This is a genomic window from Corynebacterium sp. LaCa_70 (assembly GCF_058182015.1).
Genome location: NZ_CP190914.1, coordinates 253,786 through 267,834, shown reverse-complemented (window position 1 = coordinate 267,834; position 14,049 = coordinate 253,786). Strand labels below are relative to the sequence as shown.

Here is a 14,049-nt window from a genome sequence, read left to right as displayed (position 1 = left end):
GTGGCCCATTTTTCGGGGTGTGATTATTCACGCAAAACCTTTCTGTCAACAGGCCCCCTCGCACAGCAAGGTTTCCTGTAGGAGAATCTGTAAGAACTGGCAATAGCCTGAAGTTTGTGAAAATCTTCTGGCAGTCTCCAAGTCGAGATCAGGTTAAACCATGAGCGGGATTCAACAAAGGCTTGCCGCACCTTAAATTCATAAAACCAGCCTCACCTCAACCTTAGTCACAAAGATTAAGTTGCATATCCAACTAATGATTGAGATATTGCCGCAGCTCAACCCACATCAGAACACAAAATGCAAACCATTCAGGGTGCCTGAACATTTTTTGACAAGGGGCTAATTTCCGGGGGTAGCACACGGCACAAACCACGCTGCGAGTCAAAAAGCACACAGTCGATTGCGGACATAAAGTTCAGGTCAGGCTAGCCAAAACTATGACCAAAATTACGTTGCTGTGCCGTCGACTTTAATCAAAACTAAAAACATGCATGCAGTCATTACCGGCGCCAAAGGCGGAATCGGGCGCGCCTGCGCCAAACTTTTCCACTCCCACAATTACGCGGTGAGTAGCTGGGATTTGCCAGAGGTAGACATCACCGACGCCAATTCTCTCGACGACGCGTTAGCAACCGCAATCAGCACACACGGGCCAATCCACACACTCATCCATTGCGCCGGGATACTACAACCCGATACGCCGTTATCGGAACCCGAAATTTTCAGAAGGCACCTAGAAACCAACGTGCTCGGAGTGGCCAATACTGCCAGCCGAATCGCTACGCACATGCTGCAACAACCGGAAAGTTTTCGTCGGCAAGCGAGTCTGGTGATCATCAGTTCCAATGCGGCCACGACCCCACGGTTGGCCATGGCCAGTTACGCGGCTTCCAAAGCCGCTGCAACCTCATATGCGAAATCGCTCGCGCTGCAACTAGCTCCGCACCATATTCGCTGCAATATCGTCTCGCCCGGCTCCACCGATACTGGGATGTTGCGCAGCATGTGGCACGACGGCACAAGCGCAGACCAGAATATTTCTGCGATTCTCGCAGGCAACCCGGAGCAATTCCGTCTCGGCGTACCACTGCAAAAAATCGCCACCGACGACGAGATCGCCCAAGCCTGCTATTTCTTAGCCTCACCTGCCGCCAGCCACATCACCATGCATGACCTGCGCGTCGACGGCGGGGCCACGCTAGACAGTTAACGTGCGCACATGCTTAAGAAGCTGCGCACGCCAGGACACAAAATCATGGCCGCCCTCGTACACCGTAAGAGCATGCGGCCAGCTGCAGCTTTCCAGTTTGCGCGCTAACAAAAACGCTTTGGCGACACCGACGTCTTCGCGCACACCTACATCAATCTGGATTCGCGGCATGACCGGCTGCGATAAAAACTCCTCAGTAATCCAGCTGTAATTCTGCAGATTATTATCCGTCGGTACCGCCTTGCGATCGGGCCGCCACCATAGCGACGGCGATTGGACCACCACCGCGTCATAGGCATCGGGATACAACTGTGCGATACGCAATGCTGCCAAGCCACCCAGCGATTGCCCAGCTAGGATGCGGTGTTCTGGGCGCAATTCCACGCCATTTTCTGCAGCCAGCGTCGCGACGTATGCAGTCAGCTGTGTGCACACGAATGCCAAAAATTCTTCATCCAGCCCCAGGCGATGCACGCGTTGCGCATTGGAATCATTCACAATCGCCAGCACCGCTAACTGCCGTTTCGAGTTTTCATTCACCGCGGCAATATGGGCGGCCAAGTTGGCTTTCTGCCAATTTTCGCCGTCGAAAAGCGTGAGTAGACCAACTTTTTGCGCCCGCTCATCGCCCGTGTCAGCAGCGCCGTGCATGTCTGCAGCTGGCAAATACAGCAGAAACCGCACGTCATCCAGTTGACCAGGGATTACACGCATCTCCTGCTTGCCGACGGGCAGTGGCTGCGAAATCTCCGAAAGCCCAAAGCCATCCTCACACCACAAGGTGCGGATCGCGTGCGGGTCGCACATCGTGGCGGTGCGGTGGCCTTCAGTAAGTTGAAAACCATAACTGCCCTGGTACTCGGATGATACTGCCACCGAATGAGTCCAGATATCCGTACCTGGAATGTGCGTCATAGCTCCCAGGTCGTATTTTAATTTATCCGTGAGCCGGTTAATGTGCAGGTGCAGGCCGGTCTCCCGGAGCTGGGCCGCGGGAGGAAGCCGTTGGCTGGTCGCAGCCTGTAACTCGCTATGGCGGACCGCAAATATATAAGACGAACCATCTTGGCTGCAGCGGGGAAAACCGCCGGCTGCCACATCGTTCCAGACTGTGTCGAGTTGGGTCGCCCCCGTCGCCGCGCTCGTCGGACCGGCCGAACTTATCCCACGTACAGAATCGGCAGAACCAGCAGAATCTGCTGCAACGGCCTGCTCCAGTTGTCGACGCAGTTCTGCTTCCTCACCCGGTAGCACGTTCATGATTGCATAGGCTACCGTAAATTGAAATAAAAGAAAGACCTCAGGAAAATCCTGAGGTCTTCAAGCAGAGCTCTCAGAGCCAGTCTTTACTAGCTCTTGTAAGCTTTAGAGCTCACCCGACTTAGCGCTCACTCAGCTGGGAGTCGATGCGCAGGATGCCGGATCCGTTGTCGCCTACCAGCTCGAGCTGGTCGATGATCTCGGAAACAGATGCTTCTTCCTCGATCTGCTCGTCCAAGAACCAGTTCAGCAGGGTGCGGGAGTCAACGTCGTCGATCTCGTCAGCCAAGCGAACGATGTCGCGGATCTGGCCGGAAACCTTCTTCTCGTGCTCCAGGGCGGCCTTGAAGGCATCCACTGGCTTCTCGATCTTCAGATCATCAACGCTGATCTCGCCGATCTGTGGCTTCTCGTCGCGATCCAGCAGGTGATCAGCGAACTTCTGTGCGTGCTCGCGCTCTTCGTCAGCCTGCTTAAACATCCAGTCACGCATACCAGGCAGGGACAGCTCGTCGAGCTCGTATGCCAGCTGGGTGTAAATCAAAGCAGCACCGTGCTCATTGGTGACCTGCTTGTTCATCAAGTTAAACAGCTTCTCGTTCATGGAACGATCACACCTTTCTAAGAAAATCAATTCCGAAACCGTCTATCCGATTCCGTGTGCTTTGTTGTGGTTCCCAGAATACCAACAACGCCGCGAAATGCTAACCCTATGAATGTTGGGTAAACCGATAGGTTCTACTAATCCACCTTAGGGCACACAACCCTGTTACCTGCAGGAATACCTAACAAAGGAAACCCAAAATCCGCTAGTCAACCCCAGAATAGGGGGCCCTAAATTAGCATCCTCGCATGGTTTAGTAGCTCACTCGGCGCCATTTTTAGCCTCTTGCCGACGCCGAGCGCCACCGAAAATCGCGCCGGAAACCACCCCATTTCGGGGGTAAAAACGCGGCCAAGCGCAACCACGTCAGCCTCCCCGACCAAGTGCATGCACCTTCCACCCGGCACCGCGCCAGCGCACGAGGTCCAGCGCATTGCGAGCATCAATCAGCACCGGTGTGGCCACCATCCCCGCCGCCCACACCGGGTCCAGCTCCCGATACTCCCGCCACTCGGTCGCCAGAATCACCAGATCAGCCCCAGCCACGCCGTCGGCAAGCGAGTCCGGATACTCCAACCCGGGATACACCGCGCGCGCATTAACTAGCGCCTGCGGGTCACACACCCGCACCCGCGCACCACGCAGCGCCAGCTCCCCAGCAACCGCCAGGGCTGGGGAATCGCGCACGTCATCAGAATTCGGTTTAAACGCCGCCCCCAGCACAGTGATCACAGCACCAGACACCGACAGGCCCTTCTGCGCCAATAACGTGCAGGCAAGTTCCACCACACGGTGGCGCCGACGGGCATTGATCAGCTCCACCTGCCCCAGAAACGCCAACGCATCGCCGGCACCGAGCTCGTCGGCACGCGCCCGGAACGCCCGCACGTCCTTTGGCAAACAACCACCGCCAAATCCCAAGCCAGCGCGCAAAAATTGGGGCCCGATACGCTCGTCATAACCAAGCGCTTCCGCGACGGCGGTGACATCTGCCCCGGCAGCCTCACAGACTTCCGCAATGGCGTTAATAAAGCTAATCTTGGTGGCCAAAAACGCATTCGCCGCGGATTTCACCAACTCAGCGCTCGCCCACGGCATCACCAAAAACGGCGTTCCACGCTCCAGCGGCAGCCGGTAGACCTCACGCAGCGTCTCCACGGCAACGCTGGCAGCTGTCCCCGTGCCCACCACGATCCGGTCCGGCTGCAACGTATCGGCCACCGCATGGCCTTCGCGCAAAAACTCGGGATTCCACACGACATCGACGGTGGCTGGGCTATTACTGCAGGCCCGTTCCTGCAGCCGCGCGGCCGTGCCCACCGGCACCGTAGATTTGCCCACCACCACGTGTTCACCCCGCAACAGCGGCGCCAGCTTGTCGACGACGGCCTCCACCGCGCTAGTATCGGCCGCCGGGCTCGCAGCAGATTCCGGCGTGCCCACAGCAATAAAATGCAGCTGCGCAAAATCCGCGGCCTGCTGGTAATCGCAGCTAAAGCGCAGCCGCCCCGAATCCAGGCCACGGGCAACCAGCTCCGCGAGCTCGGGCTCAAAAAACGGCACCTGCCCGGCCTGCAGCTGCGCCACACGCGCGGGCGTAATATCAATGCCCAGCACCTCATGACCAGCCTCCGCCATGCACGCGGCATGCGTAAGCCCCAAATAGCCCAGGCCAAAAACAGTTAAGCGCACGCAACAACCCTCAGGCGGTCTGAACGCACTTAGCGGAAATTCAAATATGACTTCGACGGCGTCGGCCCGCGCTGCCCCTGGTATTTCGAGCCCAAAGCCCCCGCGCCATATGGCGATTCCGCAGGTGAGGTCATCGCGAACAACGCCAACTGGCCCACCTTCATGCCAGGCCACAGCGTGATCGGCAAATTTGCCACATTGGACAATTCCAGGGTGATATGCCCGCAGAAACCAGGATCAATAAACCCGGCGGTGGAGTGCGTCAACAAACCCAAACGGCCCAGCGAAGATTTCCCTTCCAACCGGCCAGCCAGGTCGGCGGGCAGGCGGAACTGCTCCAGCGTCGCACCCAGCACGAATTCGCCAGGGTGCAGCACGAAACCTTCGTCCTCGCCGACTTCCCGCAGCGTGGTCAGATCTTCCATCTCCAGCTTCGGGTCAATGTGGGTATAGCGCGAGTTATTAAACACCCGGAAAAACTTATCCAAGCGCACGTCAACAGACGACGGCTGGATCAGCCCAGGATCACAGGGGGTGATCCCCAGCCGCTCGGAATCAATGGCAGCACGGATGTCTCGGTCAGACAGCAACATAGCAAGTATCCTATCTTTCCAGCGCTTGCCGACGCCCGGCAGGTGCTGGCTCACGCATGGGGTCTAGCCGCAGGTCACGATTGGCTGTGGATCATAAACGGTGGTCTGGGTATTCCGCGACACCTCAGCGCCGCCCAGGGTGCGGATCACGCGGGTATCAGACGTCGTAAAGCCGGGGATGCCGGACGTTGGGATGCAGTTGGAACCACTCACGGTCTGCTTCGGTGGATTGGTGTGCGCCCAGCGGCCGCCACTGATGGATTCCACCTCGTATTCCTTCACACCCATCAGGCGCACGGTCACGGAACCACCGCCGACGCTCGATTCAATGCGCACCGGGTGGTTGGAATTGTTGCGGAACTTCAGGTCGATCACGCCGTCGTACAGCGTGGCCTCACGCCCCGCCGGGTACCGAGAAATGTAATAACTGTGCGGGGTGTGGGCAACATCTTCCATGGCCGCAAAATAGGCCGCGTTGTACAAGGTGGTGGCGTACTGCGAAATGCCGCCGCCGACGGCGGTGTCTGCGCGGCCCTCATAAATCACGCCAGATTCCACATAGCCCTGCGCTGCGGTGCGCGAGCCGGTGGCCTGGTTGACGGAGAACGTCTCGCCCGGCGACACAATGGTGCCGTTGAGCGCATTGGAGATCACCGAAATATTCGTACCCGAGGCTGGGGAATAGCCACTGGTGGTGAACTCACCGACCACCTGATCAAAGGTAGAAGCCTCAGCATCAGCGGTGGTAAACGTCGCTGGCTGGTCCTCATAGGTGGCATCCCACTCACGGTCATCACCCAGCACGCGCTCGGCGAAACCGGCCATCGTCTGCTCCCAGTCAATGACTTCCCCGTCGACGTGCGGGGTAACCTGCCGCTGGCCACCAGACATGGACAAGCGAGCATTCTTCATCGGACGCTCAGATTCCGCCAGGCCTTCGCCCAGAATGTCCCGGGCCTTGGACTCGTCGACACGCGGCTCCAGCTGGCCTTCGTGGGCTTCAAAATGCACGAACTCGCCGACGCGCGCAGGTTCAATCGTGCCAGTAATATTCTCGCGGCCGTGCACCTTCAGCGGGCCGGAGACAGCCTTGGCAGCAAGGCCTTCGGCGATCGCATCCACCTGATCCTGGTTAATCACCGGCTCGATCTCACTCGGCTCTACCGCAATGCCTTCCGGATCCAACCAGGAGCTAGTGACCTCTTCTTGCAGCTGCGCGCGGTCAACTTCCTGGCCCGGTACGGCATCACGTGGTTCCACGTTGCCGGCTTCCAGGAACACCGCGCCATCTTCGGGGTCCCGGTGCAGCTCGCCGAGCATGCGGTCCAGCTCCGGGTTCAACGCGGCCGGGTCCTCGGCGGTTTGCACGTCGACTTCCTTCGTCGAACGGAAGAAGCTGGCCAGACGCACAAATGGGTTCATCGACTCATCGGGAATAGCGGCAATCGTGCCTTCCAAATCCAGACGCAGCCCCGCCTGCGCTGGTACGAATTCCGTGGTTTTTTCGCCCGCGGCAACGCGCACGGGTTCGTTTTCTGCCTCGCGGAGTTCGTCGTCAAGCTTGGCCAGAGCATCCTCGCGCTCCAGGGAGGAAATATCGACGCCACCCACGGACGTCGCACGCGGGATCTTGCCCTGATTCGTGGAGACATCAATGGCGTAGGCAATGCCAGCAATGACGAAAAGCCCGACGAAGACGCCGAGCACAATCGCCACACCTTTGAAACTTCTCGATTTCGCCGAATTCACGCTTTACAGATTAACCGCTCACCCACCTGCTTACTAGTTAGGATGTGCGCAGTACCCTTGCCGACGCCTTCCACATACTCTTGCCCCATACTCTTGCCGACGCCTCCCCACATCCGCGCGCAACGCTATTAGGATAGAAAGCTATGAGTTCCGATTCCCGCGAACAGACCATGCTGATTGCCTACGACGGCTCCGAAAACGCCGACCGCGCACTCGAATACGCTGCCAAGTTGTTGAAACCCGGCACCGTGCAAATCTTGACTGCGTGGGAGCCGATCGCCCGCCAGCAAGCCCGCGCTGCCTCGCGCACGGGAATGCACCAGGCGACGATGACCTCCGATAATCTGGAGGACGATCCCGCCTACGCCGAAGCCGTGCAGGTGTGCCGCCAGGGTATTGCTGCCGCCGAGAAACTCGGCATGTACGGCAAAGCGCACCTGGTGGAATCAGCCACGACCATCGCCTCCGCCATCGTGGATGCGGCGCAAGAACTCGACGTCGACGTCATTATCACCGGCACCCGCGCATTGACGGGCTTCCGCGCGCTGTGGTCGCAGTCAACGGCGGAAACGATCGTGAAAAACGCCGGGGTTCCGGTGCTGGTCGTGCCACCGGAAAACGAGGACGACGATCCGGAATACTTCACCAGGGACGACTAAATTAAGGGATAATTCATCCCCAGGATTAAGGACAATTATTTATGGCCGCTGATTCTTCTCGCTCGCTCAACCGGCAGTCGCTGAACCGCCGCAGCCTGGGCCCGGCTCTGGGCAGCGCTGTCGTCGGCGTCGCGCTGGGCGTCGTCGCGATTTTGGGCATCGCGCAGTTTTCCGGCCAAGACACCATCTCTGGTACCACCCCGCCGGATGATGCTTTGTTAGGTGGTGCCGAATACGGCTCACGTGAGTAGGCCTACCGTGCGCACCCGCCTGCGCATTCGCGCCCACACCACTCACCCACTTAGCACCCACGCCATAGTGTGGCTGGTGTTGGCCGCCGCGATGTTTGCCCAGCCTGTCGGGCTTATCGCCGCGGATACTAAACACGATCTCACGGCCGATCCCGCCGGTTTCCTCGCCGCGGCCACCCACGCCTGGACGGATGTCTTCCCGCTGGGGCAGCTGCAAAATCAGGCCTATGGCTACCTGTTCCCGCAAGGCCTGTTTTTCCTGCTTGCCGACGCCATCCCGGACTGGTTACTTCCCGCCTGGATGGCGCAGCGACTGTGGTGGACCATCATCGCCGGGGTTGGTTTTTCCGGTTTTTATCGGCTCTGCCAGTGCGTCGTTCCTGGTTCTGGCCGCTCCACCACGGCGTCGGCAAGCATCCGTGCTTTTCACATCATCGCTGCGCTGCTGTTTGCACTGTCCCCGCGCACACTCACCACACTGACCGCGATTTCTTCCGAGACCTGGCCGGTCATGCTCGCCCCCTGGGTGCTGGTGCCGCTATTGCGTGGAGACAAAATCACGGGCCGGGATATCGCCGCGGCCACCATCCCCATCGCGCTGATGGGTGCGGTCAACGCCACCGCAACACTAGCTGCCTGCATCCCGGCTGGCCTGGTGATTCTGTGGCGTCGGCAAGGGTGGTTGCTGATCCCTGCAGCCATCGCGGTCAGCGCCTGGTGGATCGGCCCGCTGCTGGTGCTGGGCAAATACTCCCCGCCATTTACGGATTTCATCGAGTCATCCTACGTGACCACGCGCTGGCTGAACCTGCTGGAAATCCTGCGCGGAACCACCCACTGGACGCCGTTTGCCGATACCGAGCGCGAGGCCGGTTATCTGCTGGTTTCCCAGCCGGTGTTTGTGCTGGCCACCGTCGCTATTGCTGCCTGTGGACTAGCCGGGTTGGCACTGAGCACGCAGAGCACCGCGGATTCTCGCGCTCGCCTGCGCTTCCACGGGCTGTGGCTGGTGATGCTGCTGGTCGGCATTGCCGTCCTAGCCGCGCCTTACGGGCAGTTGCTTGACGACGTCCTCGCCCCGCTGCGTAACCTGCACAAATTCGACCCCCTGGTGCGCATCCCGCTGCTGCTCGGCGTGGCGAACCTGGGCGCTGTACTAGAGGTTCCGCGCCTCAGGCATCCGTTGACCCGGCGCGCGGCCGCAGGCCTGGGCGTGGCGGTGATCGCGCTGATCGCGGTGGCACCGGTGTGGTCCGGGCGGTTGCTGCCGACGGGCGCGTACCGCGAGGTGCCGGATTACTGGCAGCAGGCCGCGGATTTTCTCAACGACAACGTCGACACGCGTACCCTGCTGGTTCCAGAAACCTCGTTCGCCAGGCAGGAATGGGGATGGACCCGCGATGAGCCCGCCCAGCCGTTGTTGGATATGCCTTGGGCCGTACGCGATGCCGTGCCGCTGCTGCCGCCGGAGGCGATCCGCGGGCTGGATGGGGTGATGTCCACGCTCGATCACTCGGTGGATCCGTTGTTGCGTTTGGGCATCGGTGCGGTGCTGGTGCGCCATGACCTGGATTCTTCCGCCCAGAGGGAGCGTGCCGACGAGCTTGCCGACGCCTTAGACCGCGCTGCCGAAAACAGCCCCGCAAGTTCTGCTGTGCAGCGCCATGATTTCGGCGACCCAGATTCTGGTGGGGTTTCCGTCTTTGTCCTGGATGCGCAGAGGGATATGCACATCGCGCATGATCCGGTCACGGTGGCTGGTGGCGGTGAGGCGCTGGCTGTGTTGGATGCTATCGATGGCCCGGCTCCGCGCCGGTTGGTGGACCATGCGGATGCGGGGGCGGAAAGACCTGGCGCCGAAACCGGTGCCGAAGAACCTGACGCCGAGATCGTCACCGATACCCCGCTGCTGGTCGATCGCAATTTCGGCACCCTGCAGGGGTCGGTCTCTGGCCCACTGGCCAGCCCGGATGAGGCCACCACGAAACACCCGAGTGTGGATTACCCGAGCGTCGCCACGCCGCTGCCGGTGCGTACCGGCGGTAATGTGCAACTGCAGGCCTCGTCGTCGGCCGCAGATGCCACCGCTTTTGGGGGCGCGGATCCGGCGCGTTCGATCAACGCGGCGGTCGATGGCACAGACCAAGCCTGGTGGCCAGCCCCGGGTGATCCCGGAACGTTGCAGCTCCGCAGCACCGACGGCACAGTCCACGCGCCGGAATTACATCTGACCACCACGGAGGATGCACGCCTGCGGGTACTGGGTTTTGCTGATGCGGACGCTGACGCTGATGTGGGTGCTGATGACGCTGTAAATGCTAACGCAGCTCCCAGCGACGAGCCGATCCACACCATCACCGTGGAAACTGCAGCCGGCGAAGATACCCGCGTTGCTTTCCCGGATGATCTCCGTGCCAGCCGCATAGAAGTCCAGCTCAATCCGGAAACCCGCACCGGGGTCTCCGATATCCACCTGGCTGGCCATGAGTTGTCGCGCCTGGTGCACGTCCCAGCTACCGCGAATGCTCGGCAGTTCGTCTTCCAGCGCCTGGCGGTGGATACGGGTGTTGTGCAGCGCAGTTTCGAGGTTCCGCGCACAATGCAGCTGGAGATCCGTACCGACGATGAGCAGCCGGTCACCATCGACGGCACGGAATATTCTGCAGGTGAGACGGTGGAACTATCCGGCACGCACACCATATCTACTGCGGCCGCGTGGGTCAGCCTGCGCGAGCCTGGCTTTGCCCCGACTGCGCATTATGAGCCTGTCGATGGCCGCACGGTGCCGGGTGCTGCAGACGCTGAAGATGCTGCAGGCGAGGGCCGCCTGCTCGTCACCGGACGCGCGTTCAATGAGGGCTTACGCGGCGAGCTTGTCGACGCCTCAGGCACCGTCACCGAGTTGCAACCTACCAGCATTGATGCCGCTACCCAGGCGTTTGTGCTGCCCGCAGGCGCATCCGGCGAGTTTCGCATGAGTTTTGCCGGTGAGGCTGCGTACCGCACGTCCTTATTTGTGGGTGCGGGGGTATCGTTGGTGACCTTAGCCGCGCTGCTGTTGTTCCCACTCGCGCGTCCGACGGCCAACACCCAATTCACAGCAGCACGACGTCGGCACGCGCGAGGCTTGCTAGCCACAGAACCCACACTGCCTGCCTGGGCATTCCCGGTGGCCGCCGTTGCGGTCTCGGGTGCGGTGGTGGGCCCAGCAGGGGCGGTCTCAGCAGCTGCGGCGTGGGCGATCACGCGCTGGACGACGATCCGACCGGTGGTTTTAGCACCAGCGTTGCTAGGGATTTGCGGGCTGTGGTTGGCGCGCGCACCGTGGCCGGATGCGCATTATGCCGGTGATAGTTTGCTCGCGGCGTGTTTGGCTGCCGGTGCGGTGGCCTGCCTGAGCCAAAGCCGGGCTGGCTCTTCTACCAAGGTGTAGCTGATAGCCGCGACCGCTACAGAAAGCCCCAGGGTAAGTGCCAGAATGATGACAAAACCGCCGCTGAACATCTCGATTCCTGCCAGCGGGAAGGCGATGGACAGCACCGCCACATGCCACAGGAACAGCGAATAAGACCAGCGCCCCACAGCTTGCACCGGCTGGCTCAGCAGCAGGCCAGACTGGGTAGGCCGCAGCGCATAAGGCACCACGATGCACGCCGCGAAGACAGTACCCAGACTGATGCGGATGGCGAATTCCAGGGGGCTCGGATGCGTAAGGCCACGCGGGCTGATAGCTTCCCAACTGGCCAGGAATAAACAAGCAGTGGCTAGCCCCCAAAACAGCGGTTTCATGCCCAGGATGCGTCGTACCACACCTGGGCGCTTGGCGACGCCCGCCGATTCCGCCTCGGCAGCCAGCATACCGACGACGAACCACAGAGTATAAGCCGGTGGCCAAATCTGCCGGTTCACACTCGCCGCCCAACTAGCGCCGTCGCTACCGTCGAAACCGGCCACAAACGGCAAAAAAGCCCAACCCAAACTCGCGATCCCCACCACACACAGCGCGAGTACTCGTGTGCGGGCCTGCCAGCGCAAAAGCACCCAGGCGATCAGTGGCAGAGTAAAATAAAAAGCGAACTCCACGCACAGCGACCACAAATGTGTCAGGCCTGGTGCCAACCCATCGGGAATATAGATCTGAGTGGCGGTCAGGTTAGCGAGTAGTTGTTGCCAGCCCATGGTGCTAGCCGCTGGCAGCGCCAACGCCACCACCGCGACGCAAACGAGGTAAGCGGGTAATACGCGCGCGGCGCGCTTGCGTAAAAAACCGGGGCCGATCGGCCTACGCCACAGCAAAAATGCGGAGAGCGCAAAAAACACAGCCACGAAATAATCAAAACGTTCCAGCACCACTGGCCCAGAAGCAGTCTGAAAATGCACGTGAGTGATCAACACCCCAACAGCTGCAAGCGCACGAATACCTTCTAGGCAGTCAATGCGCTGCGGAACCGATGCGGAGACACTGGTGGCGACCATGCGCTCAGGCTAGCAGTATTGATCGAACACGAGTGGAGCTCCGCATTGGGTGACGCCGTGCTCGGTATAACTCGTGAATTCTTTACTTCCCTGGTACTCAGTTTCCACAAAATTAATGTAGTTACAGTTTGTTACCCCAGTGGACATCTTTTTTAATTCATAAATGATACATCCAAGCTTGATGTCCAGCACAATCTGCTCATCCACGATAACCTGTTCATTGTAAATAGAATTTCTTGTTTCGGTAAGCTTGATCCTTACAAAACGATCCACCAAAATCTCAAGCTGTCTTCCATCACTGTCCGGATCCATCGACCAAATCTGACATTTTTCGGGTGCCACACAAGTATCTAAATAGCCTGTCCCCGATAGTGGCTTCCAAATAGGATCCTCGTATTTTTCTTCTTCAGGTGTTTTCACCAATAGGCGCCATAGTCTATGTTCCATGATGTAACGGAGGCTAAAACTCTTGATGGTTAATATGTGGCGTTTTTCTTCCACGGCTAAGGGTTTGTCGTCGTCTGCACGTTGTGTATGGGGTTGCTTTGTGCTTACTATGCCATGCACCGAGTATGCAGGAAAAACAGCCCCAGCTAAAATCATTCCGAATAAGCCCGACTCCATAAAACTTACTCGTTTGGCAGTGGCACCCACATAATTCTGCAGGCGATCCCAGTAGTCACCGTTAATCACCTCATAGGAAGGATCACAAGATATTTCGGACTCAATGGGTCTAGTTTTATGCATAGTGAGAACATCTGTTGAACTAATTAATTCTGAATTAACCGGAATGCTCAATTTTTTATTCGGCATAAAATTCTCCAAATGGCCCGTATGGACGGTCATGTTCTGGAATCGCAAAGCGTTGCACTTTCCACACCCTCGCTAAATTATGCTGATTAGCGCCGAACTCCGTAAATGCAATTTCGCTCGCAGTAAACTCCCACGAAGAATCGATTGCCGCAGCATAATGCAGATAACTACACAAATAGCCCTCGCTAGGAAAATTGAACTCCATAGCAGCAAGCAAGAAACACCTAGGAACCACACTGATAAATAAAGCTTGTCCAACGAGATTATTATTATCGTCCACAAAGCTCACCAAAAGGTCTTCGGAGTTCGATACGAATCTTCCCGGTTTACAGTAATCCGCGGGTTTACCCCAGATAGGAAGACGATTGAAAATTACATGGCTTTCTGGCCGCAGCCAATAATTCGGCAAAACCTCTGGGTTAGCATCAAATTCTTGGTCTAATTCCCAAAAATTTACTTCTCCAGGGGGTTGTCTCGTGATCTTTCTAAAGAAGGCGTACGTCGGATTAGCATGTATTCTCCATTCTTCCTTTTGGCTCTCCCCAATCAGTGTCACACCGTGAATATCCATACGAGGTGAATAAATTCCGGAAAGTAGCTTTTTTAACAGTCGCCCTTCAACTTCCTCTATGCCAGAAGCTACAACTACTGCATCCCTGCCACGATTTTGTAACGATTGCTGCCAAAACTCTGAAGTTATTGCGAACATGTTTACCTATCTTATTTCTACTACAAAGTT

At 58.4% G+C, this 14,049-nt stretch carries 12 protein-coding genes; 4 read left to right on the top strand and 8 right to left on the bottom strand.

Annotated elements, in window-relative coordinates:
- The first annotated feature begins 490 nt into the window (after nt 1-490).
- The gene (locus tag ACP8MI_RS01200) at nt 491-1,213 is read left to right on the top strand and encodes an SDR family oxidoreductase (RefSeq protein WP_039733947.1); all 723 of its coding nucleotides are present in this window, start codon (nt 491-493) and stop codon (nt 1,211-1,213) included.
- Here the strand turns inward: ACP8MI_RS01200 and ACP8MI_RS01195 are convergent.
- The 5 genes from ACP8MI_RS01195 to ACP8MI_RS01175 all read right to left on the bottom strand — a co-directional run bounded on the left by ACP8MI_RS01195 (nt 1,202) and on the right by ACP8MI_RS01175 (nt 7,111).
- A complete protein-coding gene (locus ACP8MI_RS01195; RefSeq protein ID WP_018120699.1) occupies nt 1,202-2,473 on the bottom strand; it encodes an alpha/beta hydrolase-fold protein in 1,272 nt (423 codons plus the stop codon). The two genes, ACP8MI_RS01200 and ACP8MI_RS01195, sit on opposite strands and share 12 nt — an antisense overlap.
- Nucleotides 2,474-2,594: 121 nt before the next feature.
- Nucleotides 2,595-3,077 (bottom strand): ferritin, encoded by a 483-nt coding sequence (locus tag ACP8MI_RS01190; protein WP_018120698.1) that lies wholly within the window; start codon nt 3,075-3,077, stop codon nt 2,595-2,597.
- A gap of 366 nt (nt 3,078-3,443) precedes the next feature.
- The gene (locus ACP8MI_RS01185; RefSeq protein WP_147578756.1) at nt 3,444-4,769 is read right to left on the bottom strand and encodes a UDP-glucose dehydrogenase family protein; all 1,326 of its coding nucleotides are present in this window, start codon (nt 4,767-4,769) and stop codon (nt 3,444-3,446) included.
- Between the two features lie 29 nt (nt 4,770-4,798).
- On the bottom strand, nt 4,799-5,362 hold the full coding sequence (gene dcd, locus ACP8MI_RS01180; RefSeq protein WP_018120695.1) for a dCTP deaminase: 564 nt from the start codon (nt 5,360-5,362) through the stop codon (nt 4,799-4,801).
- A 63-nt stretch (nt 5,363-5,425) separates the two neighbouring features.
- Nucleotides 5,426-7,111 (bottom strand): VanW family protein, encoded by a 1,686-nt coding sequence (locus ACP8MI_RS01175; protein ID WP_236588401.1) that lies wholly within the window; start codon nt 7,109-7,111, stop codon nt 5,426-5,428.
- Between the two features lie 143 nt (nt 7,112-7,254).
- Between ACP8MI_RS01175 and ACP8MI_RS01170 the strand changes: the two genes are divergently transcribed.
- The 3 genes from ACP8MI_RS01170 to ACP8MI_RS01160 are packed head-to-tail and all read left to right on the top strand — an operon-like array spanning nt 7,255 to nt 11,454.
- Nucleotides 7,255-7,770, top strand: coding sequence for a universal stress protein (locus tag ACP8MI_RS01170; protein ID WP_021352868.1), 516 nt, complete (start codon nt 7,255-7,257; stop codon nt 7,768-7,770).
- 41 nt (nt 7,771-7,811) lie between these two features.
- Nucleotides 7,812-8,021, top strand: coding sequence for a DUF2613 domain-containing protein (locus ACP8MI_RS01165; protein WP_035000732.1), 210 nt, complete (start codon nt 7,812-7,814; stop codon nt 8,019-8,021).
- Nucleotides 8,014-11,454, top strand: a complete 3,441-nt coding sequence (locus ACP8MI_RS01160) for an alpha-(1->3)-arabinofuranosyltransferase domain-containing protein (RefSeq protein WP_337891665.1) — start codon at nt 8,014-8,016, stop codon at nt 11,452-11,454. Before ACP8MI_RS01165 ends, ACP8MI_RS01160 begins: the two co-directional genes overlap by 8 nt.
- Here the strand turns inward: ACP8MI_RS01160 and ACP8MI_RS01155 are convergent.
- From ACP8MI_RS01155 to ACP8MI_RS01145, 3 genes are read right to left on the bottom strand one after another with little or no spacing between them, the layout of a single operon-like run.
- Nucleotides 11,361-12,497 (bottom strand): acyltransferase family protein, encoded by a 1,137-nt coding sequence (locus ACP8MI_RS01155; protein ID WP_201809455.1) that lies wholly within the window; start codon nt 12,495-12,497, stop codon nt 11,361-11,363. The two genes, ACP8MI_RS01160 and ACP8MI_RS01155, sit on opposite strands and share 94 nt — an antisense overlap.
- Nucleotides 12,498-12,506: 9 nt before the next feature.
- A complete protein-coding gene (locus tag ACP8MI_RS01150) occupies nt 12,507-13,310 on the bottom strand; it encodes a hypothetical protein (protein WP_201809461.1) in 804 nt (267 codons plus the stop codon).
- The gene (locus ACP8MI_RS01145; RefSeq protein ID WP_201809463.1) at nt 13,300-14,019 is read right to left on the bottom strand and encodes a hypothetical protein; all 720 of its coding nucleotides are present in this window, start codon (nt 14,017-14,019) and stop codon (nt 13,300-13,302) included. The genes ACP8MI_RS01150 and ACP8MI_RS01145 overlap by 11 nt, the downstream gene beginning before the upstream one ends.
- Nucleotides 14,020-14,049 lie beyond the last annotated feature (30 nt).

Coding starts and splice junctions, on each gene's coding strand:
- ACP8MI_RS01200 (WP_039733947.1), top strand. CDS start 491: ATGCATGCAGTCATTACCGGCGCCAAAGGCGGAATCGGGCGCGCCTGC.
- ACP8MI_RS01195 (WP_018120699.1), bottom strand. CDS start 2,473: ATGAACGTGCTACCGGGTGAGGAAGCAGAACTGCGTCGACAACTGGAG.
- ACP8MI_RS01190 (WP_018120698.1), bottom strand. CDS start 3,077: ATGAACGAGAAGCTGTTTAACTTGATGAACAAGCAGGTCACCAATGAG.
- dcd (WP_018120695.1), bottom strand. CDS start 5,362: ATGTTGCTGTCTGACCGAGACATCCGTGCTGCCATTGATTCCGAGCGG.
- ACP8MI_RS01170 (WP_021352868.1), top strand. CDS start 7,255: ATGAGTTCCGATTCCCGCGAACAGACCATGCTGATTGCCTACGACGGC.
- ACP8MI_RS01165 (WP_035000732.1), top strand. CDS start 7,812: ATGGCCGCTGATTCTTCTCGCTCGCTCAACCGGCAGTCGCTGAACCGC.
- ACP8MI_RS01155 (WP_201809455.1), bottom strand. CDS start 12,497: ATGGTCGCCACCAGTGTCTCCGCATCGGTTCCGCAGCGCATTGACTGC.
- ACP8MI_RS01150 (WP_201809461.1), bottom strand. CDS start 13,310: ATGCCGAATAAAAAATTGAGCATTCCGGTTAATTCAGAATTAATTAGT.
- ACP8MI_RS01145 (WP_201809463.1), bottom strand. CDS start 14,019: ATGTTCGCAATAACTTCAGAGTTTTGGCAGCAATCGTTACAAAATCGT.